This is a genomic window from Dyella sp. M7H15-1, from assembly GCF_004114615.1.
Taxonomy (GTDB): Bacteria; Pseudomonadota; Gammaproteobacteria; order Xanthomonadales; family Rhodanobacteraceae; genus Dyella_B.
Map to the genome: position 1 here is coordinate 2,389,808 of NZ_CP035300.1, position 22,393 is coordinate 2,412,200.

The following is a 22,393-nucleotide window of genomic DNA, read 5'->3' on the forward strand; positions in this document are numbered from 1 at the left end:
TCGTGCGCCCAACCGGGTAAGGCGGTGCCTTAGCCCAAACGGCTTTAGGGCGTGATCTTAAAGACCGTGCCTTGTTGTTCGACGCCACCATTAATTGTCGTGCCATAAAGATTGCCACTCGTGTCTTGGATGACTCCCGCATAGGGCAGAGCGCCATCGTTCCCTCCCATAAACGCATAGAGCACGTTTTCCGTATACCCGCCCGAACCATTGGGAGCGAGTTTGAACACCGTGCCTACGTTACTAGCACCACCTGTGTATGTAGTGCCATAGAGATTGCCGCTCTCGTCTTGGAGGAGTCCCGCTAGGGGCTGATTGCCATCGCGTCCTCCCGTAAACGCATGGAGTACGCTTTCCGTGTACCCTCCTGAGCCATTGAGGGCAAGTTTGAACACAGTACCATTATTACTAGCACCACCTGAGAGTGTAGTGCCATAGAGATTGCCACTCGTATCCTGGATGACTCCCGCTGCGGGGGAGCTTCCATCGCTGCTTCCCGTAAACGAATAGAGCACGCTTTCCGTGTACCCGCCCAAGCCATTGGGAGCGAGTTTGAAAACCGTGCCAGAGTTAGTGCCAAGGTCACCACCTAGGGATGTGGTGCCATAAAGATTGCCACTCGTGTCTTGGAGGAGTGTTCCGCGTGGGCCGCTGCCATCGAGTATCAAAAACGTATAGAGCGTGCTTTCCGTGTACCCGCCAGAGCCATTGGGAGCGAGTTTGAAAACCGTACCGGCGCCATCGCCACTGTCACCACCGACACTAGCCGTGCCATACAGATTGCCATTGCCGCTCGCGTCTTGGATCAGTCCGCCATAAGGGAAGGCACCAGCGTTGCCGACGTACGAAAACGTATAGATCACGCTTTCCGTGTACCCGCCAGAGAGATTGGGAGCGAGTTTGAACACCGTGCCGCTGTTGTTACCGGCACCACCTCGGTATGTGGTGCCATAGAGATTGCCGCTCGCGTCTTGGATGACTCCTGCAGCAGGATTAGCGCCATCATTTCCCCCTTGGAACTGATAGAGCAAAGTTTCCGTATACCCCCCCGAGCCGTTGGGAGTGAGTTCAAACACCGTGCCATCGTTCTTGTCACCGCCGTCATAAGTCGTGCCATACAGATTGCCGCTCGCGTCTTGGATCAGTCCGCCATAAGGGGCGACGCCATCGTTGGGGGCGCCCTTAAACGCATAGAGCACCTGCTCGAGGGGCGTGGGCATCACATATGTGTACGTCACCGCGTTGGTGGTGACTGATGCATTGGACACCGTCACGGCATAGCTACCGGCCGGCTCCGCCGGCGGGACGAAGCTGATCTGGGTGCCGTTGTTGCTCACGCTGAAGTTGGTGACCGACGTGCTGCTGCTACCCAGGGTCACGTTCACGCTGGTCGCCCCGACAAAGCCATCGCCGGTCAGGGTGACAGCGGGGAGATTGCTGGTATTGGCTGCGCCACTGTTGGGACTGATGCTGGTGATTTCAAACGGTGCGGCGATAAACCCTTCCGTCACCCCGTTGGCGAGCGTGCCGGTCCCGCTGATATCGCCGTTGTTATCGATCGCGTAAGCGGTGGTCAAGACACCACCGTTGAGCTGGCTCGCGGGCATCAGCGTGTTAAGGTCCGTCATCGCGCCGTTCTGGTACACAAACGCATGCTGCGCATTCGGGTTGCTGGTACTCCAGGAGCTGGCGCCGACAATCTGGTTGGCATTGTTGATCGCATACGCGGTACTGGATACCGTCACGGCCTGGCCGGCGAGCGTATACAAATCCTGTCGCTGGGTGGCGCCATACGGCGATACGGTGAGAAACGCGTGCGATCCCTGCAAACCCTTCAAGGCACTGACGCCCACCACCGCGCCGCTGTCGTTGACGCCGTACGCCACCGCCACACTGCCGCTGCCCAAGGCGCCTAAATCCTGCATATTCGCCGCGGCATACGGGGCGGAGGTCAGGAACGCGTGCGCGGCTGGGGTTTTCGTACCGCCGGCCAGGCTGGTACCGACCACTTGTCCGCTGCTATTGATGCCAAAGGCCGATGCTTGGCTCAGTAATCCGGAGGGGCCATTGAGGGTGCCGAGGTCTTGCATGGTGCCGGGGGTGTACGGTGCGCTGATCAAAAACGGATGCACATTAGTGCCCGTCGAACTCGAGCCGACCACTTGTCCTTGGCTATTGATGGCAAAGCCGGCACTGCGATTGCACGACTGACTGTTGTTCAACGTGCCTATGTCCACCATCTGGCTGGTATAGACAAACGCATGCGTGATCGTGCAAGACGACTTGCGTGACACCGCGACGGATAACGTGCGCGTGCCCACCGCGGTGCTGGCGCTGTTGATCCCCGCCGCCACGCTGGAGAGCGTGCCCGATAAGGGCGTCAGTTCGAGCGGTGCGGGGGCACCATTGTTGAACAGGAAGGCGGCATAGGTGCCAGAGGCGTTGCGCAGACTGCCGATGGCTTGGACGGCGTTGTTCACGCCGGCGGCCGAACCGGCACTGGTGCCGGTCAGATTCGGAATCCAGGTTAAGGTGTAGGGCACCGGCGGGGTGGATTGGGCCAGCGCGAGCGGCGCTACGCCCAGACACAACGCATTCATCACACACAGCGCGAGCCAGCGCGGTTGAACCAAAGCATGACGTTTCATAAACCGTACCCTCCCACAGGGGTAAACTTGCGATGGTATTGGTGACAACATCACCCCGCGAGCCGATTCGGGGGCTCGTTATAGGTGGTTGGATGGCCAATCGTTCGTGGCGCGATGCACACCACATGACGGCGGTCGCCCCTTACGACACACCGCTTTCTTCACCTGAAGCCTTGTCACTGCTCCATGCAAGAACCGCTCATTCACAACAGCCTGGCGTCGGTGGAACACGATGCTTGTGCTTGCGATCGTGCTCGGGTCCGCGCTGATGGATAGTTATTGACCGGGGTAGCTCCCGATCTGGCATGGGGCGATGCAATTTAGGTTGTATTTCTTACTGCATGCCAGGCAAACATAGCGTTAAGCCTTGATGGAATATTTATTAAGGCAATGCCGAAAGAGTTCCAACAAGTGGCAACATAGGCCATGCCTCATCCGCGCGCGACTCATGAAACAGCAAGCGCTATCGATGGCCGCCGATCAGGCGGCCGAATTCGAAAAACACTGCCGCCGCACCCGGCGAAATGTGTTGCCTCAAAACGGGCGCGGGCAAACCGACTGCAAGCCGTCGATGTGTTCGTGCAGATCCGGCGCAATACCTTGCCACATCGGGTCGAGGATGAAATCGATGCCTTCGTAGCGCGCCAGCTTGGCTGCCGGAATGAAGTCGGCGTCGCCGGCCACCAGGATGATCTGGTCCACTTGCTTTTTGTAAGCCAGTGCAGCGATATCGATACCGATCTTCATGTCCACCTGGGTCTGGCGCATATCTGGCTCGAAGTGTTCGTCGCCTAGTTCCTCCCAAAACAGAGTCTCATCGCGCAATTGCTGATAGGCCTGGTACTTGAGCTTCCACTCGCCGCGATCGGCCAGCCGCCCCAATCGCAGCGCCATCTTGCGCTGACGACGTAGCTGATCGTGCAGGTCGCGCCGGAAACTCGCGGCAGCCGTGCGCGAGAAATCCATGTTTTCGCCGCTGATCGGCTTCACCAGCACCTTTTCCAGAGGTGGGCAGTCGTAGAAGAAAATGCGATACAGCGCCTCGCGCGGCCGATCCAGCACCTTCAGATGCTCCAGGGCCATACCGAAAACGGTCTTGGCAACGGTGCGCGCGTCATTGGCGTCTCGATCACCCCAGACCTTGCGATAGCGTGCAAGGAAAAAAGCGCCGTCGACGAGGATAGCGGTACTCGGCATAGGAAATCCTTATAAATGCCACGAATGAGATGTAGGGCCGATAGACAAAGGCCAGCCATCCGTATTTTATGCCAAGTAGCCGACCATTCGTCATCGGCATGTCTTCCTGCCATCACGTCATCCGAGGATTTCTCCATGCAACGACGCCAACTGGGCCATTCCGGCCTGTCCATCGCCCCCCTTGCCTTCGGCGGCAACGTGTTCGGTTGGAGCGCGGACGAACAACGCTCCTTCGATCTGCTCGATGCCTTCGTTGATGCCGGCTTCAACCTGATCGATACCGCCGACGTCTATGCCGCGTGGGCGCCCGGCAATCGTGGCGGCGAATCGGAAACCATCATCGGCAAGTGGCTCAAGCGCAGCGGCAAGCGCGACAAGGTGATCGTCGCCACCAAGGTCGCCAAATGGGTCGAGCATCGTGGCCTGTCGCCGATGAATATCAACCAGGCCATCGAAGGTTCGCTCCAGCGCCTGCAGACCGATCATATCGACCTGTACCAAGCGCATGAGGACGATGCCAGCGTGCCGCTGAGCGAAACGCTGGGCGCCTTTGGCGGGTTGATCGAGCAAGGCAAGGTCCGCGCGATTGGCGCGTCGAACTATCATGCCGATCGACTCGCCGACGCACTCCAGATTTCGAAAGAACACAACCTGCCGCGCTATGAAAGCCTGCAGCCGGAATACAACCTGGTCAGCCGTGCCAGTTACGAGCAGGAACTGGAACCGCTGATCCGCCGGGAGAACATCGGCGTGATCAACTACTACGCCCTGGCCAGCGGCTTCCTCAGCGGCAAGTACCGCAGCGAGGCAGATCTTTACAAGAGCAGCGCGCGTGGTAGCGCAGTAAAGAAATACCTCACCCCGCAAGGCATGAAAGTCCTTGCCGTGCTGGACGAGATCGCCGCCGCGCATAAGGCAACGCCCTCGCAAATCGCCCTGGCGTGGCTGACGGCCCGCCCCGGCATTACCGCACCTATTGCCAGCGCTACCCGCGTGGAACAGTTGCACGAGTTGCTAGGTGCCGCATCGGTGTCACTCGCAGCAAGCGAAATATCCGCCCTTAACGATGTCAGTGCTGGTTTCTAGACACTGGGTGTGGCGGTGACGAAGGCCGTCATAGTCGTCGTTGCGTTAGTTGTCTCTTGATCCATCCATTATCGAGTGAATCCATACACCCCGAGGCGACTGTAGTAAGGACAGGATTATCGGTATCTGTAAGGATTCATGGGGTCTGCTCGTCAGGGGCTTGCACCGTATAGCCCTTAGCTTTCAGATAGGCGAGATAACCATTCGGAGACAGCACATCCTCCATCGACAGCAGGGCGAAGGTCTGGGTGTTATGCGCCATGGCTTCTTGCGCGGCATTCAGCCATGCCAGCTCCATACGCTGAGGCAAATCCTGCACGCCAAGTTGCTGGGCAAAGTCGGCATTGATCACTGCCATCACGCAGGATTCGTGGCGATCGCCCAAAGCAAAGCCTTGCAGGGCTTGGATATCCCCGGTTGACCACGCGTTGGCCCGTTCGGTTAGCCCGCCCATGCCATCCTGCACTAGGGTCAAGGTTTGATTGAAGCAACTGATATCGTGCAGGTGGGTCTGCTTGATGGCGTTCAATGCATCACGCGGGTGCTCGATTACCACTTTGTATTCCACCGGTATGCGTTTGACACCATGCTGATCGGCCATCTTGAGCACGGCAGAGCTGACATAGTTATTGCTGGTCAACCCTGCCTTATCCAGCGCCCGGCGGTAAAGCTTCAACGCGACCATGATCGGACGCCAGTACTCGACACCGCGATCGTTGCCGAAATACTGCTGCTTGAGCACCTCCCAACGCGCATACATATCCGCGGGAAGTATTTGCTCAAGGCTTGCGCCACCGGGATTTTTGCGCGCGCTGTAAGCGGAAGGAAGCAGGGCGAGCTTGCCGAAAAAACCTACATCCACACTCAATTTGGCGGCAGGCTGCTCCAGCACAGCTTGCGACTGAGCAAGGGTCTGCTCCACTTCCGCCGAGTGCCATTGCATATTCCTGGGAAGCGGCGTGAGAATTCCGAGCACCCACATCACGTGATCGCCCTTGCTCACTTTCCACAAGCCCGGACCTGGCTGTACGCCCGTGACGGTTATCGCTTGCAGCAAAGGCGCATTGGCACTGGATGATGTTGGAGCGGCGCCTGAAACGCCCGGAACCGTTTGCGTCCATGCAGGCGTCACCAGGAAAACGATGAGCAAACCAGCAAAAATGCGCATGCGTAATGGTTCCTGGATGACAGAGATAAGGTCGCCGCGATAATCGGCAGATTCTAACTGACCCGGTGGAAAGCATAGGGTTCCGGCTGGATCATTCCCCGCAAAAAGGGCCCCGAACAGGGGCCTTTCTTGTTGCACAACCATCCTGCTTACAACGCAGCCAGCGCCGCATTGAAGGTTTCGCTGGGCCGCATCGCCTTGCTCACCCGCGTCACATCCGGGTGGTAGTAGCCGTGGATGTCGTTGGGCCTGCCTTGCGCGCCGTTGAGCTCACCAACGATCTTGGCTTCGTTTTCGGTCAACACCTTGGCCAACGGGGCGAACTTGGCCTTCAGCGCCGCATCGTCATGCTGCTCAGCCAGAGCTTGCGCCCAATACATGGCGAGGTAAAAGTGGCTGCCGCGGTTATCCAGTTCACCAACCTTGCGCGCGGGTGATTTGTTGTTGTCGAGGAACCTGCCGTTGGCCTGGTCCAGCGTTTTGGCCAGCACTCGCGCCGTAGCGTTGTCGTAGCGGTTCGCCAAGTGTTCAAGCGAAGCGGCCAGCGCCAGGAACTCACCCAACGAATCCCAGCGCAAGCAATTCTCTTCCAGGAACTGCTGCACGTGCTTGGGCGCGGAGCCGCCAGCACCGGTTTCGAACAGGCCACCGCCCGCCATCAGCGGCACGATGGAGAGCATCTTGGCACTGGTGCCCAGTTCCATGATCGGGAACAGGTCGGTGAGGTAGTCGCGCAGTACGTTGCCGGTGACGGAGATGGTGTCCTGGCCCTTGCGGATGCGCTCCAGCGAAAACTGGGTGGCAGCCACCGGCGACAACGTGCGGATGTCCAGACCACTGAGATCGTGATCCTTCAGGTAGCGCTCGACCTTCGCGATGATCTGCGCGTCGTGCGCACGGTCCTTGTCGAGCCAGAACACGGCCGGCGTGTTGCTCAGGCGAGCACGGGTCACGGCCAGCTTCACCCAATCCTGCACCGGGGCATCCTTGGTCTGGCACATGCGCCAGATGTCACCGGCCTCCACGCTCTGTTCCAGCAACACGTTGCCGCTGGCATCGGTAACGCGCACCACGCCATCGCCGGCGATCTGGAAAGTCTTGTCGTGCGAGCCGTATTCTTCGGCAGCCTGCGCCATCAGGCCGACATTGGGCACACTGCCCATGCTGGACGGATCGTAGGCGCCGTGCGCTTTGCAGTCTTCGATCACGGTCTGGTAAACGCCTGCGTAGCAGCGATCCGGAATCACCGCCTTGGTGTCCTGCAGCCTGCCTTCGGTGTTCCACATTTTGCCGGAGTCGCGAATCATCGCCGGCATGGAGGCATCGATGATCACGTCGCTGGGCACATGCAGGTTGGTGATGCCCTTGTCGGAATTGACCATGGCCAGCGCGGGGCGCTTGGCGTATTCGGCGTCCACATCGGCCTTGATCTCGGCCTGCTTATCGTCCGGCAGTGAACCGATACGCGCATACAGATCACCCATGCCATTGTTCGGATTGAAACCGATGCCCTTGAGCGTGTCGGCATGCTTGGTCAGCACATCCTTGTAGAACTCGGTGACCACGTTGCCGAACATGATCGGATCGGAGACCTTCATCATGGTGGCCTTAAGATGCAGCGAAAACAGCACACCCTGCTGCTTGGCATCGTCGATCTGCGCGTCGATGAAACTGGCCAGCGCCCGCTTGCTCATCACGGCGGCGTCGATGATTTCACCAGCGGTAAGGCTGATCTTTTCCTTTAGCACGGTACTGCTGCCATCCTTGTCAAACCATTCGATCTTGGCGGCCGTGGGCTGCTCAACCACGATGGATTTCTCGCTACCGTAGAAATCGCCGCCGGACATATGCGCTACGTGAGTTTTGGAGTCGGCGCTCCATATACCCATCTTATGCGGATGCTTGCGTGCGTAGTTCTTCACGGATGGCGGCGCGCGACGGTCGGAGTTGCCTTCGCGTAGCACCGGGTTCACCGCACTGCCCTTCACCTTGTCGTAGCGCGCACGCACATTCCAGTCGCTGACGCCCTTGGGTTCTTCCGGATAGTCCGGCAAGGCATAACCTTGGCCCTGCAATTCCTTGATGGCGGCTTTGAGCTGCGGCATCGAGGCACTGATGTTGGGCAGCTTGATGATGTTGGCGTCCGGCGTGGTAGCCAGCTCACCCAGTTCGGTCAGGTCGTCGGAGACCCTCTGGTGGTCTTTAAGGATATCCGGAAACTGCGCCAAGATGCGGCCAGCAAGGGAGATATCGCGCGTCTCGACAGTGATCCCCGCGGTGCGCGTATAGGCATCGATGATCGGCAGCAGGGAGTGCGTGGCGAGATACGGCGCCTCATCGGTCAGCGTGTAAATGATCTTCGGCGTTTGTGACATGGTCTGCATGGGCCTCTGTGGCTACGACGTATCAATGAGGGTCGCGGCCGCCTGGTGTTACCGGGGAAGGGCATCCGCGAAAGCCGCCCATTGTCGCGTTTTCATCCTCGAGGTGAAAGCGACTGGTCTTGTCACGACGAATTTTCAGGGCGAGCTTTCACATTGGTAACCGGCTCCATGACGTGCTCGGCCTTATGGCACGACGAACTTTTGTGCATCGACCGGATAAGTCGACGTCGCGAGAGCGACCCAAACCGCATAAACCGGCAGGGTACAAGGCATGTTGAAGGTGGCTATGCATTAACTTGGGTAGATTGAGTACGCAAGGCACATTACAAATTCAACCGATTTAAAGAATCCCGCGCATGAATGCGTAATTAATTAATTGTTACCGAATTTTTCGACGTCAAACCCATTATCCAACCGCGCGCGCATCGACGTGTAGCACGCACACGTCGAATGCATTATTTACACCGCCGGCCATCACCTTTGCAAGCGACTGATTACGCACAGGAATGAGCAAATTCGTCGCGCACAAGCCCACATACCTGACGCGTATAAATTATGTGTCACACATTATCTCCATGTCTGGTTAATAGACATGTCGCGTGACATCCCGCAACGCGATGCACACATTTTCATGACCAAGCGTCACTTTATACTCGGCGCGGCGTTAATATGTCCTTCACGCATTGCGTACACCCACGCTACACAGCGCAGTGCCACAGGGGCGCTACCAAGGGTAGGAAGTCAAGCCACGCTGTAATCACACAGTATGACTGGGGAGTACGACCTTGAACATACAGCATCAAAAAATCGCGCTTGCGATCCGTGCGGCATTGATATGGGGCAGTTGTGTACTGACAACGACCGTAGCTGTAGCACAGACATCTACGTCTACTCAGCAAAGCCCCGCCGATCAGACAACGGCAACGCCGTCCCAGACCACCCCACCATCAACAGCCACACCACCGCCGCCACCGTCGAACAAAACGGTGACGCTGCAAGGCGTAACCGTTACCGGTTCGCTGATTCGCAATGTGGATGTGGAAACGGCACAGCCCGTGACCGAACTCTCACATGAAGCGTTGCAACAGCAAGGCTTCGTGACGGTTGGCCAGATTCTGCAAAACGTGTCTTCCGTTGGCTCGTCGGGTACCAGCAACCAGAGTGCCCTGGGCAATATCATCGGCCAGTACGCCAGCCTTCGCGGCCTCGGCGCGCCGCGTACCCTGATCCTGGTCGATGGACAACGCTACACCACCGATATTTTCGGCCAGACCGACCTGAGCACCCTGCCCAGCTCGATCATTGATCACGTCGAAATCTTGCAGGACGGTGCTTCGGCCATCTATGGTTCCGATGCCATCTCCGGCGTGATCAATATCATCACGAAGAAAGACTTCGATGGTGTACAGATCGATACCTACAACAGCGTTTATTCACCCGGAAGCGATGGTCGCACAGGACAGTTCAGCCTGACCGCAGGCAAGAAGTTCTCGCGCGGATCGTTCGTGTTCAATGCCACGATGCGGGACCAGAACGCGCTTAATGCACCGGATCGTGCTTACAGCCGGTATGGCTTCTTCACTTTCGGCCCTAATTACCCGCAAGCGGTGGGCCCGTCGGATTATGGCCAGATCACCGGCGCACTCAATCCAGCGACCGGTCAGCCGGTAAACATACCCGCTCTAGCTAATTCGATGGTCGCAGGCACGCCGGCGCCGCTGATCGTCAATGCCGGTGGCAATGGCATGAACATCGCCGACTACCATCCCGATACGTTCGGCATCATCTACCCATCGCCGACGTTCAACAATGACTACTTGAACTCGGCGTTTCTCAATACGCTGATTCCGAACAACCGCTTGCGTTCGTACACCTTGAAAGGCGACTACAAGCTTACCGACCACATTACCGCCAACTTCACGGGCACGTACAACACCAACTACTCCTATGTGATGATCGGCGGTTATCCGTTGAGTTCGGCCACGCCGATCAACGGCAACAATCTTGCTGCGGCGCTGGGACTGCCTGCAGGCAGCTTCCCTTCCACCTATTTCCCGGTGCTGTCTTCGCAGAGCTATTACAATCCGCTGCCCGGCAACAATCTGCAATTCACCTTGCCGCTGCTCTATCCCGACCGCGCCCTTCCTAACAAGGTCAAGCAGGCCGGCTTCCGCGTCGGGTTGGAAGGTGATTTCTCGATAGGCGAGCGCCTGTTCAACTGGGATGCCGGTTATAGCGACTACCGTTATGTGCAGGATAGCTTCGGTTACGGCAACCTCAATCTGGTCCATGTATACCAAGGACTCGGGCCATCGTTCATGGAGCCCAATGGCCAGGTGGTGTGCGGCACGCCAGGTAACGTGATTGCCGGTTGCGTGCCGATCAATCCGTTTTCCGGCGCTGGCGGCCTCACCCAGAACCAGATCAACTACCTCAACATTCTTGCTGGCACACATTCTTTCAGCGAAGCGCGCAATCTCAGCGCCAACCTGTCGGGCGACATGTTTACCTTCCCTGATTCATTGGGTTCTGGTGATGCTACGTTCGCGTTCGGTGGTGATCACCGAGATATCTCCGGCGGCGCCACGCCGGACCTCTATACGCAGGAAGGCCTGAACACGAATCTGCAGCAAAACCCGGGCCGTGGTTCGTATGGCATCAATGAGGCCTATGCCGAGGTCAATTTTCCGCTATTGAAAGACATGACGGGTGCGCAGTTGCTGAACTTCGACATCGCACACCGCTTTTCGCATTACACCAATTTTGGTGATACCAACAACAACCAGTACAAGATCTCGTACAAGCCGATCGATGACCTGCTGATCCGCGGCAGCTACGGCACCGGCTTCCGTGCGCCATCCATTGCCAATTTGTACGGCGGTATGATGCAGAGCTTTACCACCTACACCGACCCCTGCGACGTGAATTTCGGCCTTACCGGCAACTCGACCGTAGCCTCGCGCTGCCTCGCCGGCTTCGGCGGCATTCCTGCGGTCGGCCCGGGCTTCACGCAGCTCACCGCCTCCGGTGTGCCTGTCCCAGGCCCGAACAGCACCAGCGCCACGCCGTTCTTTACGGGTGCGAATGCCGCCCTGCGGCCCGAAACATCGAAAAGCTATACCGCAGGCCTCGTCTACAGCCCGAGTTGGTTCAGCGGCTTCAATATCACTGCGGACTTCTACCGTATCCGTGTCGACAACGTGATTACCCTGCCGACAGCCAGCAGCATTCTCAACAACTGCTACCTGCTGGGTGAACTGCAACAATGTGCACAATTCCAACGCAACGCCGCAGGCCAGGTCGTCAACCTGCTGCAAGCCTTGGTCAATCAAGGTTTCCTGGATGAACGCGGCGAGGACTTCACCGCGAGCTACTTGTTCCCGGATACACCTGTCGGCAAGTTCAAGATCGACACCAATGCCACGTACATCAATTCGCTGAAAGAACAGCAGGTCGCTGGCGGCCCCGTTATCTCCAACACGCTGGGTAGTTACGACACCGTACTGGGTGCGGTGTGGCGCTTCCGCGATACCACCAATATCAACTGGAGCTACCGAAGCTTCGGCGCAACGTGGACGATCCGTTATTATTCCTCGCTGACCGAATCGTGCCATCCCAACAACGTGGCGCTGAATGAATACTTCCCCTGCAATATGCCTGATGCGGATCTGGTCAACTCGCCCACCGGCCTGCAACGCCAAGGCGCACTGGCCTTCAACGATCTGCAGGTGAATTGGGATGCGCCATGGAAGGGCCGCATTGCTCTAGGTGCTACCGACGTATTCAATCGCAAGGCGCCGCTGTCGTATACCGGCGTATTCAGTGTGGCAGGCCCGCTGGGGCCGACAGGTACCGATGGCTACAGTCAGTATCCCTATAACCCGACGTACGACATCGGTCGCGTGATTTATCTGAAATACGAGCAGAAGTTTTTCTGATTAGCAGCGGGGGTCCGGCAGGATGTTGCGCAACATCTTGCCGGACATTCACCATGTAAAAAGCACGGTGTCGAAAGCACGGTGTCGAAGTCTATTGTCCTCGCTAGCGGCTCCACTCCACTTATCCCCATCTGTCATCCTGTACCATGGCGCCATGAGCGAACAGCCCACCACCCACTTCGGTTTCCGCGACGTTCCTGTAGCGGAAAAGCAAAAGCTTGTCGGCCAGGTGTTTACCTCGGTTGCCCGCCATTACGATCTGATGAACGACCTGATGTCGTTCGGCATCCACCGCTTGTGGAAGCGCCATTTTGTGGCGATCAGCGGCATCCGCCGCGGCGACCGGGCGCTGGATCTGGCGGGTGGCACCGGTGATATCGCCGCGCTGATTAAGCCGATGGTCGGTGAGGAAGGCGATGTGGTGGTGGGTGATATCAACGCCGCCATGCTGACGGTGGGGCGCGACCGACTAACTGATCGCGGGATGGTATCCGGCCTGCGCTGGGCGCAGTTGAACGCCGAGATGCTGCCCTTCTCCGACAACAGCTTCGATGCGGTGACCATGGCCTTTGGCCTGCGCAATGTCACCGACAAGGACAAGGCGTTGGCGGATATCCGCCGCGTGCTCAAGCCCGGTGGCCGCGCCTTGGTGCTGGAGTTTTCCAAAGTGCAGAGCGAGCTTTTCAGCAAGCTCTACGACTTTCACTCCTTCCAGGTATTGCCGAAGCTGGGGCGGTTGTTCGCCCGCGATGCGGATAGCTATCAGTACCTGGCCGAATCGATCCGCAAGCATCCGGATCAGGAAACGCTCAAGGGCATGATGGAGCAGGCTGGCTTTGGCCGAGTGGAAGTGCGCAACCTCAGCAACGGGATCGTGGCGATCCATCGGGCGTACAAGCTCTAGGGATGCTCTGCACACACAACTTTCCTCTCGAAAAGTGCAACGGTTGTCAAACATCCGAGATATGACTCATGGTTCGCAAGTCGGCTTGGACGCCACTGGCGCCATGGGTGTAACCGATACGCGCCGCGAATTGGCTAACACCACGCCACCCACCGTAATCACCCCGCCGACAAGGGTGAGCCAGCCTGGCTGTTCATTCAGCCATACCCAGCCAATGAAAACAGCAATCGGCGGCGAGAAGTAAATGAAGCTGGAAACCTGCGAGGCCGGAGCACGTCGCAGTGCTGCATTCCAGGTGAGATAACCCACGAAGCTGGGTGCAATCCCCAGCCACAGCAACGCTGCACTATGCGACCAAGGCGCCAGCATAAGTGCGTGGGGCAGGCCCAGCCCGAACGGCACAGTGCCCAAGGTGCCTGCAAAGAATCCGAACGCCGTCACCCCGATCACGTTGTTACGGGCAAACAGTGATTTCTGTCCAACGAAGAAGATAGCGGACGCGATCACACTGATCAGCACTAACCCAACCATGGGCTGGAACGTCACCTGCTTGCCGCTAGCCAGCACCACCAGCACCACGCCAAGCAATGCCACGCCCAGTCCCAGCATGCGACGCGGGCTGAGGTGCTCGCCGATCCACCATGCTGAAAGCGTAGCGGTGGCTGCGGGAACCAGCGAAATGATGATGGACGCCGTGCCGCTGGCGATGCGCGTTTCGGCGTAGTTGAGGCACAGGTGATAGACCGTCAGGCCGAGTACGCCCAATACCGTAAGCTGCAGCCAGTCACTGCGCTGCGGCAGTGGCACACGCTTGACCCACACCAGCAGAGCAAAACACAACGAACCGATGGCAAGCCGCGCCAAGGCCACCTCGCCTGGCGTAAATGAAGCCAGAGCGTAGGCAATGGCGGCGTAGGCCGACGACCAGGTGATCAAGGCGATGCCGATATAAATCAAAGCGCGCCCGTCGAGGTGCTCGGAGCTGTTCACGAATAGATTCCTAGGGAATAGGAATAATAGCCCTTTCAGCGCCAGCGAGTTGCCGTAACGAACCTTCGCCATGGGCCGGGAACCGGGCTGGAGTGGCATACTCGCCGCTCTTGAGTCCCACAGGAAGCCGCAGATGCTCCCGCTTCGCACCCTGGCCCTTGGCGCACTGGTCCTGCCCCTGGCAGCCCGTGCCAACGATCCCTATTCCTATGCCCAACCGGATGAGGTGCGCGTCACTCATCTGGATCTGAAGCTGAAAATCGATTTCCCACAGCGCCAATTGAATGGCCAGGCGACGCTCACGCTGGACTGGAAAGATCCCAAGGCCACTGATCTGGTGTTGGACACACGTGACCTGAACATCGCCCGTGTCGAGTCGGTCGATGCCAGCGGCAAGACCGCATCATTGCAGTACGCATTAGCTCCACGCGACCAGCAGCTCGGCAGCAAGCTCACTATCAAGACGCCGCAGCATCCGCACGAGGTGCGCATTGCCTATACAACGTCACCGGGGGCCAGCGGCCTGCAATGGCTGCCGCCTGCGCAGACGGCGGACAAGAAGCAGCCTTTCATGTTCTCGCAATCCGAATCCATCCATGCGCGCTCCTGGGTGCCGCTGCAGGATTCGCCAGCGATTCGCTTCACCTATGGCGCGCATGTCACGGCGCCTGTTGATACGCGCGTAGCGATGAGTGCACCGAATGATCCGAAGCATCCCTTGAACGGCGACTTCGTCTTCACCCAGACGCATCCCATTCCGTCTTACCTGCTGGCGATTGCGGCGGGTGATCTCACGGTGAAGGAAACCGGCCCACGCTCGGCGGTTTACGCAGAACCATCGGTGGTCGGCAAGGCGGCGCATGAGTTTGAAGACACCGAGAAAATGATCCAGACGGCGGAAAAGCTGTACGGTCCGTACCGCTGGGGCCGCTATGACATCCTGGTGCTGCCGCCAAGCTTTCCATATGGCGGCATGGAAAATCCCAACATGACTTTCGCGACACCCACCGTGTTGGTAGGCGACAAGAGCCTGGTATCACTGGTCGCCCACGAGCTGGCGCACTCATGGTCAGGCAACCTGGTCACCGCCGCATCGTGGCGCGACATCTGGCTTAATGAAGGCGTGACCACTTACGTGCAGGGCCGCATCACCGAAGCACTGTACGGCAAGCGCCAAGCCAATGAAGAAGACCTACTCAGCATCCAAAGCTTGCAGAAGGAGCTGCCAACGCTACCGGAGAATGCACAGCGCCTGGCGCCAGAGCCGAGCAACATCAGTGCCGATGATACGCTTTCCGACGTTGCCTACAGCAAAGGCTCCTGGTTCCTGCGCACGCTTGAGCAGCGCTTCGACCGGGAAACTTTCGACCATTACCTAAAAAGCTACTTCAACCATTTTGCCTTCCGAAGCATCACCACCGAACAGATGCTCGACTTCCTGAAGCCGAACCTGATCGACAAATATCCCGGCAAGATGAGTTGGAGCGAAGTGCAGGACTGGGTCTACGGCACCGGCGTTCCGAAAAATGCACCCGTGCCCGATTCGCCAAACTTCGCCACCATCGACAAGGAACGCAGCGCTTTCCTCACAGGCACGTTGACCGCGGACAAGCTCGATGCCAAGGGCTGGAATACGCAGGAATGGATGTACTTCCTCGACGGCCTGCCGGATGCGCCACCGCTCGCCAAGATGCAGCAGATCGATGCGGCATGGCACCTCACCGGCACACCGAATGCGGAAATCGGCATGCGCTGGTACGTGCATGCGATCCATGCAGGTGATAAGGCTGTATGGCCGGCTGCAGAGGAACATATGACACGCATTGGCCGTCTGTACCTAACCATGCCAATCTATACTGCACTGGTGAAGACGCCCGATGGCCTTGCCTTTGCCGAGCAGGTGTATGCCAAGGCGAAGAGCGGCTATCACCCGCTTACCCAGCAAGCGGTTGAAGCGTTGTTTGCAAAAGCTCAAGCTGGCAAACCATAAATACGACTGCAACATCATGCACCATGTGTGCGCAAAACCTCCCGTCGTCCCGACGAAGACCGGGACGACGGATCGGCGAGCTTGATGCATCTGGATAGTTCGCCGCCCTCTCACCGTGGCAAGTCACCCACGGGCCGAGTGCGGAACACCGTCTACCGCGAGCAACGGAAATGAATACACCCGCAAACACCAACACCCGCCCCTTATGGCAGCGACTGCTGATCCGCCGCCTGAAATTCCTCGGCATCATCACCGCGCTGCTGATCGTGCTTCTGGGCGGCAGCTACCTGTTTGCGCCACGCTGGCTACTCAAGGCCAATGCGATGCGCGAAGCGCTGGCCGCAGGACTGGAAAAACATTCGGTGCAGGCGGGCGACACACGGTGGGTGTATTACGAAGGTGGCCAAGGCCCCACCATCGTCCTGCTGCATGGGTTTGCCGCCAACAAGGAAGTCTGGCTTAAAGTGGCACCCATGCTGACCGCGCACTTCCACGTGATCATTCCGGACCTGCCGGGCTGGGGCGAGTCCTCACACATTCCCGGTGCTAGCTACAACATCGACAACCAGGCCGCGCGCTTGAATGATTTCGTGCAGACCTTGCACCTGCAGCACTCGCTGATCGTGGGTCATTCGATGGGTGGCGCCATTGCCGGCATGTACGCCGCCGAACATCCGCAGGATGTTGCCGAGCTTGCACTGGTCGACTCGTTCGGCTTGAAGTTCAAGGAAAACGCATTTACCAAGGAGGCGATGGCGGGCACGAATCCATTTATCTATGACGATCGCGCGGGCTTCGAACGCGCTATCGCGCTCGCCTTCGCGCATGTGCCCCATATTCCTGGCCGCTTCATCGACGTGTTCGTACAGGAAAACATCAAGAACCGCAGCTTTCTTGAAAACACCTTCAACGAATTGCGCGAGCCATCGCAAACCACCTCCCTGCAGGATCGCCTGGACAAGCTGACCATGCCGACCATGGGCCTGTGGTGCCGTGATGACAAGATCATCGACGTTTCCGCGCTGGACAGCCTGCGCACCGGCCTCACCCACGCACCGGCCATTAGCACCAGCATCCTCAACGGCTGCAATCACATGCCACAAATGGAGAAGCCGCAGGAATTCTCGCAGGTCCTGACCAGCTTCATTCTCCAGCACTGACTTGATCCAAAGTCACAGCCCCCAGGGAATCAGCGCCTTCACACGCGCCATGTAATCGCGATACTGGTCGCCAAACAGTTCGCACAGCCAGTGCTCTTCCAGCCGCAATTTGCGCCAAAACGAAACCCCCACGATCAGTAAGGCGAGTAAAGCGCGCCACTCACCGACAGCGAGTGCGCTGCCCAGGAGAGCCAGCAACAATCCGGTATAGATCGGGTGACGCACGATGCTGTACGGACCGCGCACGATCAGCTCGTGATCTTGTTTCAGTTGCACGACCCCGCTCCAATTGCGGCCGAGGATCACGCGTGCCCAGCAAGTGAAGGCCAGGCCAGCCACGGTGAGGAAAAAGCCCAACCACACCCACCATCGCTCATTTGGCACGAAGCGTTGATCAAGAACGGTTCCACGCAACCAGCCATGTGCATCCCATAGCAAGAGTACTGCGATGATGAGGGGCAGCATGTATTTGCCGAAACGCGATGCGCCGGATTCGACCCGCACCGCCGGCTTCACCCCCATCGCACTCACGCACCAGTAAAGCAGCCACAGCAACCAGACACCACCGAACAACTCGCCGAACGGAATCGTCATATACGTTCCCCAACGTCGAAGATCACAGATCATGGCTGATGAGGCAAGATGGCGCCCATCGGATGCATTTTGAAGTGACACCTGTAATCGATCTTAGAGGAAAGACGACCGGCAGGGGTGATGTGAAGAAGAAACGATTATTGTGGTTGACGCCTCTTCCATGCCACCAGACATGCCGTCAATCGGCAACATCAGCGATCAGTCGATCCAGTTCCGCTTTCAACATAGCACCGTTCTGGCGCAACCCGTCGCGCTGCTCACGCCAGTCCGGAAAAATAGACTCCACATGCGCCCAGAAACGCGGCGAGTGATTGCGAACTTTCAGGTGGCAAAGCTCATGCGCAAGCACATAGCGCAAGGCAGCGGGCGGAGCCAGCGCCAGGGCGAGATCCAGATTGATGCGATCACGCGTATCCAGGCTGCCCCACAGACTTTTCATGGGACGAATGCGCAACGCCGTGGGCGCCAAGCCAAGCTGCGGCACGTAGCCGGCAAGCCAACGCGACACATCGCGGCGAATCTGATTTTCGAAATACGAAGCAAGCAAACCACGCGCAACCGGGAGCGCGCGGCTGTGCGGACGAGGAATTTCCAGCGTGAGGCCGCCTTCATAAGCAACGACGCGCGGATACGCGCCTTCGGCCCAGTCCAACATGACGATTTCGCCGCGCAGCGGAAACTCGATCGGCGTTCCTACACGCAACGGCGGCAACGGTTCGACGACCAAGTTCAGTTCGTCTAGCTTCTTCTCCAACCAGTCCGCGTTATGACGAAGAAATGCGTTGACCTGTGACGGGTGCGTGCCTTGCGGATAGGTGAGGCGCGCACCTTTCGGCGATACGGTCAGACGCAACCGCCGCGCACGCGGATGCGATGCTTTGAGCACACGGATGGTATTGCCGCTGGGTGTTGCCAACTCCAGCCAGTCGCCTTCAAGGTGCGCCATGATCCTGCCTTCAAAACTACCGCCGGGGGCCGAAGCGCCCCCAGGCGCAAGCAGGATGTGGGGCGCCGGGGGCCATGCGCAAGAGCCTTTTTGCCCCACCCCCGGGAAGCCCAGCGTGGTGCGCGTCTCAGGAGCTCGTGGGACGAGGAAGGCCGAACCATTCTTCCCATTTGACCAGCAAACGCTCCAGTTCCAGGGTCAGGAGAGCGAACCGGGCGTCCATCTCGGCGGCGGCGTCCTGCTGGCTATCGCCCAGTTCATCGAGCACCGCATCGAGGAATTTCAGCTTGCGCACCACCAGATCTTCGCCCAGCACGAAGCTGATGCGGTCATCGAATACCAGACCAAGCTGGAACACCTGCTTGCCGTTGCGCAGGTGTTCTTTCACTTCCTCGGCTTCGAGGTCCTGGCGGCGACAGCGCGCAATCGCGCCGGTCGCGGTGGCTGGGTCGCGCAGTTCGCATTCATCACCCAACGCAAGACCGCCCGGCAGGTTGCCGTTGGTGAGCCAATCGGTCATCAGCACGCGCGGGCCTTCTTCTGGCGCCAATGGCACGGCCGGAAAACTGCCGAGTGCTTCGCGAACTTGCGTCAGCGCGTTTTCCGCCGATTTGCGGCTGGACGTATCCAGCACCAGCCAGCCGTTCTTGCGATCAACGTAGGCAGACATGCGCGAGCTGCGCACGAAAGCACGCGGCAGTAGTTCGGTAAGCAAGTCTTCCTTGAGGCGCTTGCGTTCGCGGCCACCCACCTTGCGGCCTTCTTCTTCGGCGATCTTTTGCACCTTGCGCTGCAGTTCGTCGTTCACCACAGCGGAAGGCAACAACTTTTCCTCGCCACCAACGGTGATGAGCGTGCAGGCATTCACCCCATGTGTCATCGGCGCATCATCGCCACGACCGACCGGCGGCACGAAACCGCGCGTGCTCATTTCCAGTGGGCCGCAGGGACGCAGGCGATGTTCACCCAGCGCCTCTTCGAGGCGTTTCAGATCTTCGGCAACGGCGGGGGAAAAGCGGAATAGCGTGAGGTTGCGGAAAAACATGGAGGATCCAGTTCACAAATATCCGTCATCCCGGCGCAGGCCGGGACCCAGCGTCTTGATGCAACAAGCCACTGGGCCCAGCCTTCGCCGGGGCGACGATGTTGGGAGTGTCAGCGGATAACAGCGGTGACAGCAGCCACGACGTTATCGAGATTACCGCGATTGAGCGCAGCCACACAGATGCGGCCAGTGCCAATGGCGTAGATTGCGTGTTCTTCGCGCAGGCGATCCACTTGCGCCTTGTTCAAGCCCGAGTACGAAAACATGCCTGCCTGCTTTTGGATGAAACCGAACTGCGGCGCACCGTTGGCAGCAAGCTTTTCCACCATGCCGGCACGCATCGCATGGATGCGTTCGCGCATGCCGGTGAGCTCATCCTCCCACAATGCACGCAGCTCTACGCTATTGAGCACGCCGGCGACCAGCGCGCCACCGTGTATGGATGGGCTGGAATAGATCGAACGGATGATGCGCTTGACCAGCGACTGCACACGCAAAGCTTCTTCGCGGTTCGCACCGACGATCGACAGCGCGCCCACGCGCTCCCCATACAGCGAGAACGACTTGGAGTACGAATTGGCGACCACGAAAGATTCAATACCGGATTCGGCAAACAAGCGAACCGCTGCGGCGTCCTCGTCGATGCCCTTGTCGAAGCCCTGATAAGCCATGTCGATGAAGGGCAGCAGACCACGCTCCTTCACCAGCGCCACCACTTGCTTCCACTGCTCGACGGTCAGGTCGACGCCAGTGGGATTGTGGCAGCAGGCATGCAGCAGTACGACCGTGCCCGGCTCCAGCTTGCCGAGATCGGCGAGCATGCCCGCGGAATCCAGGCCATGCGTGACTGCATCGTAGTAGGCGTAATCGACGACCTCAAAACCGGCGGCATGGAAGACCACGCGATGGTTTTCCCAGCTCGGACGGCTGATGGCCACCTTAGCCTTGGGCAGCGCCTTGTGTAGCAAGTCCGCACCAACACGCAGCGCACCGCTGCCGCCCACCGTTTGCGATGTCGCCACGCGGCCGGCAGTCAGTAGCGGAGAGTCGGCGCCAAATACCAGTTTCTGGGTTGCCTGCGTATACGTCGGTAAGCCGTCGATCGGCAGGTAACCGCGCGGCTTGGCTTCGCGCGCCAGCGCTTCTTCCACTTCGCACACAGCGCGCAGCAGCGGGATGCGGCCCGTTTCGTCGTAGTAAATACCCACGCCAAGATTGACCTTGCCGGGGCGGGCATCAGCCACGAAAGCCTCGGTAAGCCCCAGGATCGGATCGCCTGGGGTCATTTCAACGGATGCAAAGAGGGACATTGGAAGCCTAGAAGTAAGTAAAGAGGAGTGAGAAGTGGGCGAAGAACCCACTCAAGCAAAAGGGAGACGCGTGGAAGTAAAAAAACGTACGAAGAACAACCGTCGCACAAGCGATAGGTTTCTCTCTCACTCCTTTTCACTCACTCCTTTATCCGCAAGCCAACCATGGACATCGGCTCGCCGGGCACCTTCGCGGGAACCTAGCGAAGCAAAGTCGAAAAACTGGCGATCCGCCAATTGCGAGGGCGCCACGTTGCCCAGCGCGTGAAACATGCTTTCGCTACGCCCAGGATGCTGGCGCTCCCACTCGTGCAACATGCGGTTTACGGCCTTGCGCTGCAAGTTTTCCTGCGAACCGCAGAGATTACAGGGAATGATCGGAAACTGCCTGTGCTCGGCATAGTCCGAAATGTCACTTTCCTTGCAGTAGGCCAGCGGACGGATGACCACGTGACGGCCATCGTCCGAGCGCAACTTCGGCGGCATGGCCTTGAGAGCGCCCTGATAGAACAGGTTGAGGAAAAAGGTACCGAGGATATCGTCGCGATGGTGGCCTAACGCGATCTTGGTTACACCATTGGCCGCGGCCCAGGCATATAACGCGCCACGGCGCAGCCGCGAACAGAGGCTGCACAGGGTCTTGCCCTCAGGAACCACCCGGGTGACCGTGCTGTAAGTATCCTGCTCAAGAATATAAAAGGGCACCCCGCGTTCAGTCAGATACTGTGGCAGCACATGCTCCGGGAATCCGGGCTGCTTCTGATCCAGATTCACCGCAATCAACTCGAAACGAACCGGTGCTTTGATCTGCAAGCAAAGCAGGATGTCCAACATGGTGTACGAATCCTTGCCGCCGGACAGGCACACCATCACCTTGTCACCATCTTCGATCATGTTGTAGTCGGCAATCGCCTGACCTACCTGATGGCGGAGGCGCTTGGCCAACTTACCGGCCTCATAGGCGTGCTTGCGGGCGGTTTCTGGCAGGGGTGCAGACATGGTGACGACATCGGACGACGGGCAAGCGCCTATT

15 protein-coding genes are annotated in these 22,393 nt (G+C 58.5%); 5 read left to right on the forward strand and 10 right to left on the reverse strand.

The window, feature by feature from the left end:
• Positions 1–44: 44 nt before the first annotated feature.
• A complete protein-coding gene (locus EO087_RS11100; protein ID WP_164931824.1) occupies positions 45–2,648 on the reverse strand; it encodes a choice-of-anchor tandem repeat GloVer-containing protein in 2,604 nt (867 codons plus the stop codon).
• 534 nt (positions 2,649–3,182) lie between these two features.
• Complete coding sequence (locus tag EO087_RS11105) at positions 3,183–3,845, reverse strand: NYN domain-containing protein (protein WP_128898919.1); 663 nt, start codon at positions 3,843–3,845, stop codon at positions 3,183–3,185.
• A gap of 135 nt (positions 3,846–3,980) precedes the next feature.
• Between EO087_RS11105 and EO087_RS11110 the strand changes: the two genes are divergently transcribed.
• Positions 3,981–4,931 (forward strand): aldo/keto reductase, encoded by a 951-nt coding sequence (locus tag EO087_RS11110; RefSeq protein WP_128898920.1) that lies wholly within the window; start codon positions 3,981–3,983, stop codon positions 4,929–4,931.
• Positions 4,932–5,067: 136 nt separating this feature from the next.
• Here the strand turns inward: EO087_RS11110 and EO087_RS11115 are convergent, their stop codons facing one another.
• Both EO087_RS11115 and EO087_RS11120 read right to left on the reverse strand, forming a co-directional pair.
• Positions 5,068–6,099, reverse strand: coding sequence for a TraB/GumN family protein (locus tag EO087_RS11115; RefSeq protein WP_128898921.1), 1,032 nt, complete (start codon positions 6,097–6,099; stop codon positions 5,068–5,070).
• Between the two features lie 149 nt (positions 6,100–6,248).
• Positions 6,249–8,474 carry an NADP-dependent isocitrate dehydrogenase gene (locus tag EO087_RS11120; protein ID WP_128898922.1) on the reverse strand — a complete coding sequence of 742 codons (2,226 nt, stop codon included), beginning with the start codon at positions 8,472–8,474 and terminating at the stop codon, positions 6,249–6,251.
• Between the two features lie 794 nt (positions 8,475–9,268).
• Here EO087_RS11120 and EO087_RS11125 point away from each other — a divergent pair.
• A complete protein-coding gene (locus EO087_RS11125; protein ID WP_128898923.1) occupies positions 9,269–12,421 on the forward strand; it encodes a TonB-dependent receptor in 3,153 nt (1,050 codons plus the stop codon).
• Between the two features lie 154 nt (positions 12,422–12,575).
• Complete coding sequence (gene ubiE, locus EO087_RS11130; protein ID WP_128898924.1) at positions 12,576–13,325, forward strand: bifunctional demethylmenaquinone methyltransferase/2-methoxy-6-polyprenyl-1,4-benzoquinol methylase UbiE; 750 nt, start codon at positions 12,576–12,578, stop codon at positions 13,323–13,325.
• A 66-nt stretch (positions 13,326–13,391) separates the two neighbouring features.
• Here the strand turns inward: ubiE and EO087_RS11135 are convergent, their stop codons facing one another.
• Entirely contained in the window at positions 13,392–14,315 is a 924-nt protein-coding gene (locus EO087_RS11135) for a DMT family transporter (protein ID WP_128898925.1), read from the reverse strand.
• Positions 14,316–14,448: 133 nt separating this feature from the next.
• Here EO087_RS11135 and EO087_RS11140 point away from each other — a divergent pair, with 133 nt between their 5' ends.
• Together EO087_RS11140 and EO087_RS11145 are read left to right on the forward strand one after the other, a co-directional pair.
• On the forward strand, positions 14,449–16,305 hold the full coding sequence (locus tag EO087_RS11140; protein WP_128898926.1) for a M1 family metallopeptidase: 1,857 nt from the start codon (positions 14,449–14,451) through the stop codon (positions 16,303–16,305).
• A gap of 170 nt (positions 16,306–16,475) precedes the next feature.
• Positions 16,476–17,465 carry an alpha/beta fold hydrolase gene (locus tag EO087_RS11145; RefSeq protein WP_240669030.1) on the forward strand — a complete coding sequence of 330 codons (990 nt, stop codon included), beginning with the start codon at positions 16,476–16,478 and terminating at the stop codon, positions 17,463–17,465.
• Positions 17,466–17,477: 12 nt separating this feature from the next.
• Here the strand turns inward: EO087_RS11145 and EO087_RS11150 are convergent, their stop codons facing one another.
• The 5 genes from EO087_RS11150 to ttcA all read right to left on the reverse strand — a co-directional run bounded on the left by EO087_RS11150 (position 17,478) and on the right by ttcA (position 22,359).
• Positions 17,478–18,059, reverse strand: coding sequence for an isoprenylcysteine carboxylmethyltransferase family protein (locus EO087_RS11150; protein ID WP_128898927.1), 582 nt, complete (start codon positions 18,057–18,059; stop codon positions 17,478–17,480).
• A gap of 178 nt (positions 18,060–18,237) precedes the next feature.
• Positions 18,238–19,008, reverse strand: coding sequence for a YgjP-like metallopeptidase domain-containing protein (locus tag EO087_RS11155; RefSeq protein ID WP_128899913.1), 771 nt, complete (start codon positions 19,006–19,008; stop codon positions 18,238–18,240).
• Positions 19,009–19,132: 124 nt separating this feature from the next.
• A complete protein-coding gene (locus EO087_RS11160) occupies positions 19,133–20,050 on the reverse strand; it encodes a recombination-associated protein RdgC (RefSeq protein WP_128898928.1) in 918 nt (305 codons plus the stop codon).
• A gap of 110 nt (positions 20,051–20,160) precedes the next feature.
• Positions 20,161–21,360, reverse strand: a complete 1,200-nt coding sequence (locus EO087_RS11165) for an amino acid aminotransferase (RefSeq protein WP_128898929.1) — start codon at positions 21,358–21,360, stop codon at positions 20,161–20,163.
• Between the two features lie 126 nt (positions 21,361–21,486).
• On the reverse strand, positions 21,487–22,359 hold the full coding sequence (gene ttcA, locus EO087_RS11170) for a tRNA 2-thiocytidine(32) synthetase TtcA (protein ID WP_128898930.1): 873 nt from the start codon (positions 22,357–22,359) through the stop codon (positions 21,487–21,489).
• Positions 22,360–22,393 lie beyond the last annotated feature (34 nt).

Bases quoted from the DNA above. Each gene is read 5' to 3' on its own strand.
- EO087_RS11120 (WP_128898922.1), bottom strand. From the start codon at position 8,474: ATGTCACAAACGCCGAAGATCATTTACACGCTGACCGATGAGGCGCCG.
- EO087_RS11140 (WP_128898926.1), top strand. From the start codon at position 14,449: ATGCTCCCGCTTCGCACCCTGGCCCTTGGCGCACTGGTCCTGCCCCTG.
- EO087_RS11110 (WP_128898920.1), top strand. From the start codon at position 3,981: ATGCAACGACGCCAACTGGGCCATTCCGGCCTGTCCATCGCCCCCCTT.
- ttcA (WP_128898930.1), bottom strand. From the start codon at position 22,359: ATGTCTGCACCCCTGCCAGAAACCGCCCGCAAGCACGCCTATGAGGCC.
- EO087_RS11165 (WP_128898929.1), bottom strand. From the start codon at position 21,360: ATGTCCCTCTTTGCATCCGTTGAAATGACCCCAGGCGATCCGATCCTG.
- EO087_RS11150 (WP_128898927.1), bottom strand. From the start codon at position 18,059: ATGACGATTCCGTTCGGCGAGTTGTTCGGTGGTGTCTGGTTGCTGTGG.
- ubiE (WP_128898924.1), top strand. From the start codon at position 12,576: ATGAGCGAACAGCCCACCACCCACTTCGGTTTCCGCGACGTTCCTGTA.
- EO087_RS11160 (WP_128898928.1), bottom strand. From the start codon at position 20,050: ATGTTTTTCCGCAACCTCACGCTATTCCGCTTTTCCCCCGCCGTTGCC.
- EO087_RS11115 (WP_128898921.1), bottom strand. From the start codon at position 6,099: ATGCGCATTTTTGCTGGTTTGCTCATCGTTTTCCTGGTGACGCCTGCA.
- EO087_RS11145 (WP_240669030.1), top strand. From the start codon at position 16,476: ATGAATACACCCGCAAACACCAACACCCGCCCCTTATGGCAGCGACTG.
- EO087_RS11100 (WP_164931824.1), bottom strand. From the start codon at position 2,648: ATGAAACGTCATGCTTTGGTTCAACCGCGCTGGCTCGCGCTGTGTGTG.
- EO087_RS11105 (WP_128898919.1), bottom strand. From the start codon at position 3,845: ATGCCGAGTACCGCTATCCTCGTCGACGGCGCTTTTTTCCTTGCACGC.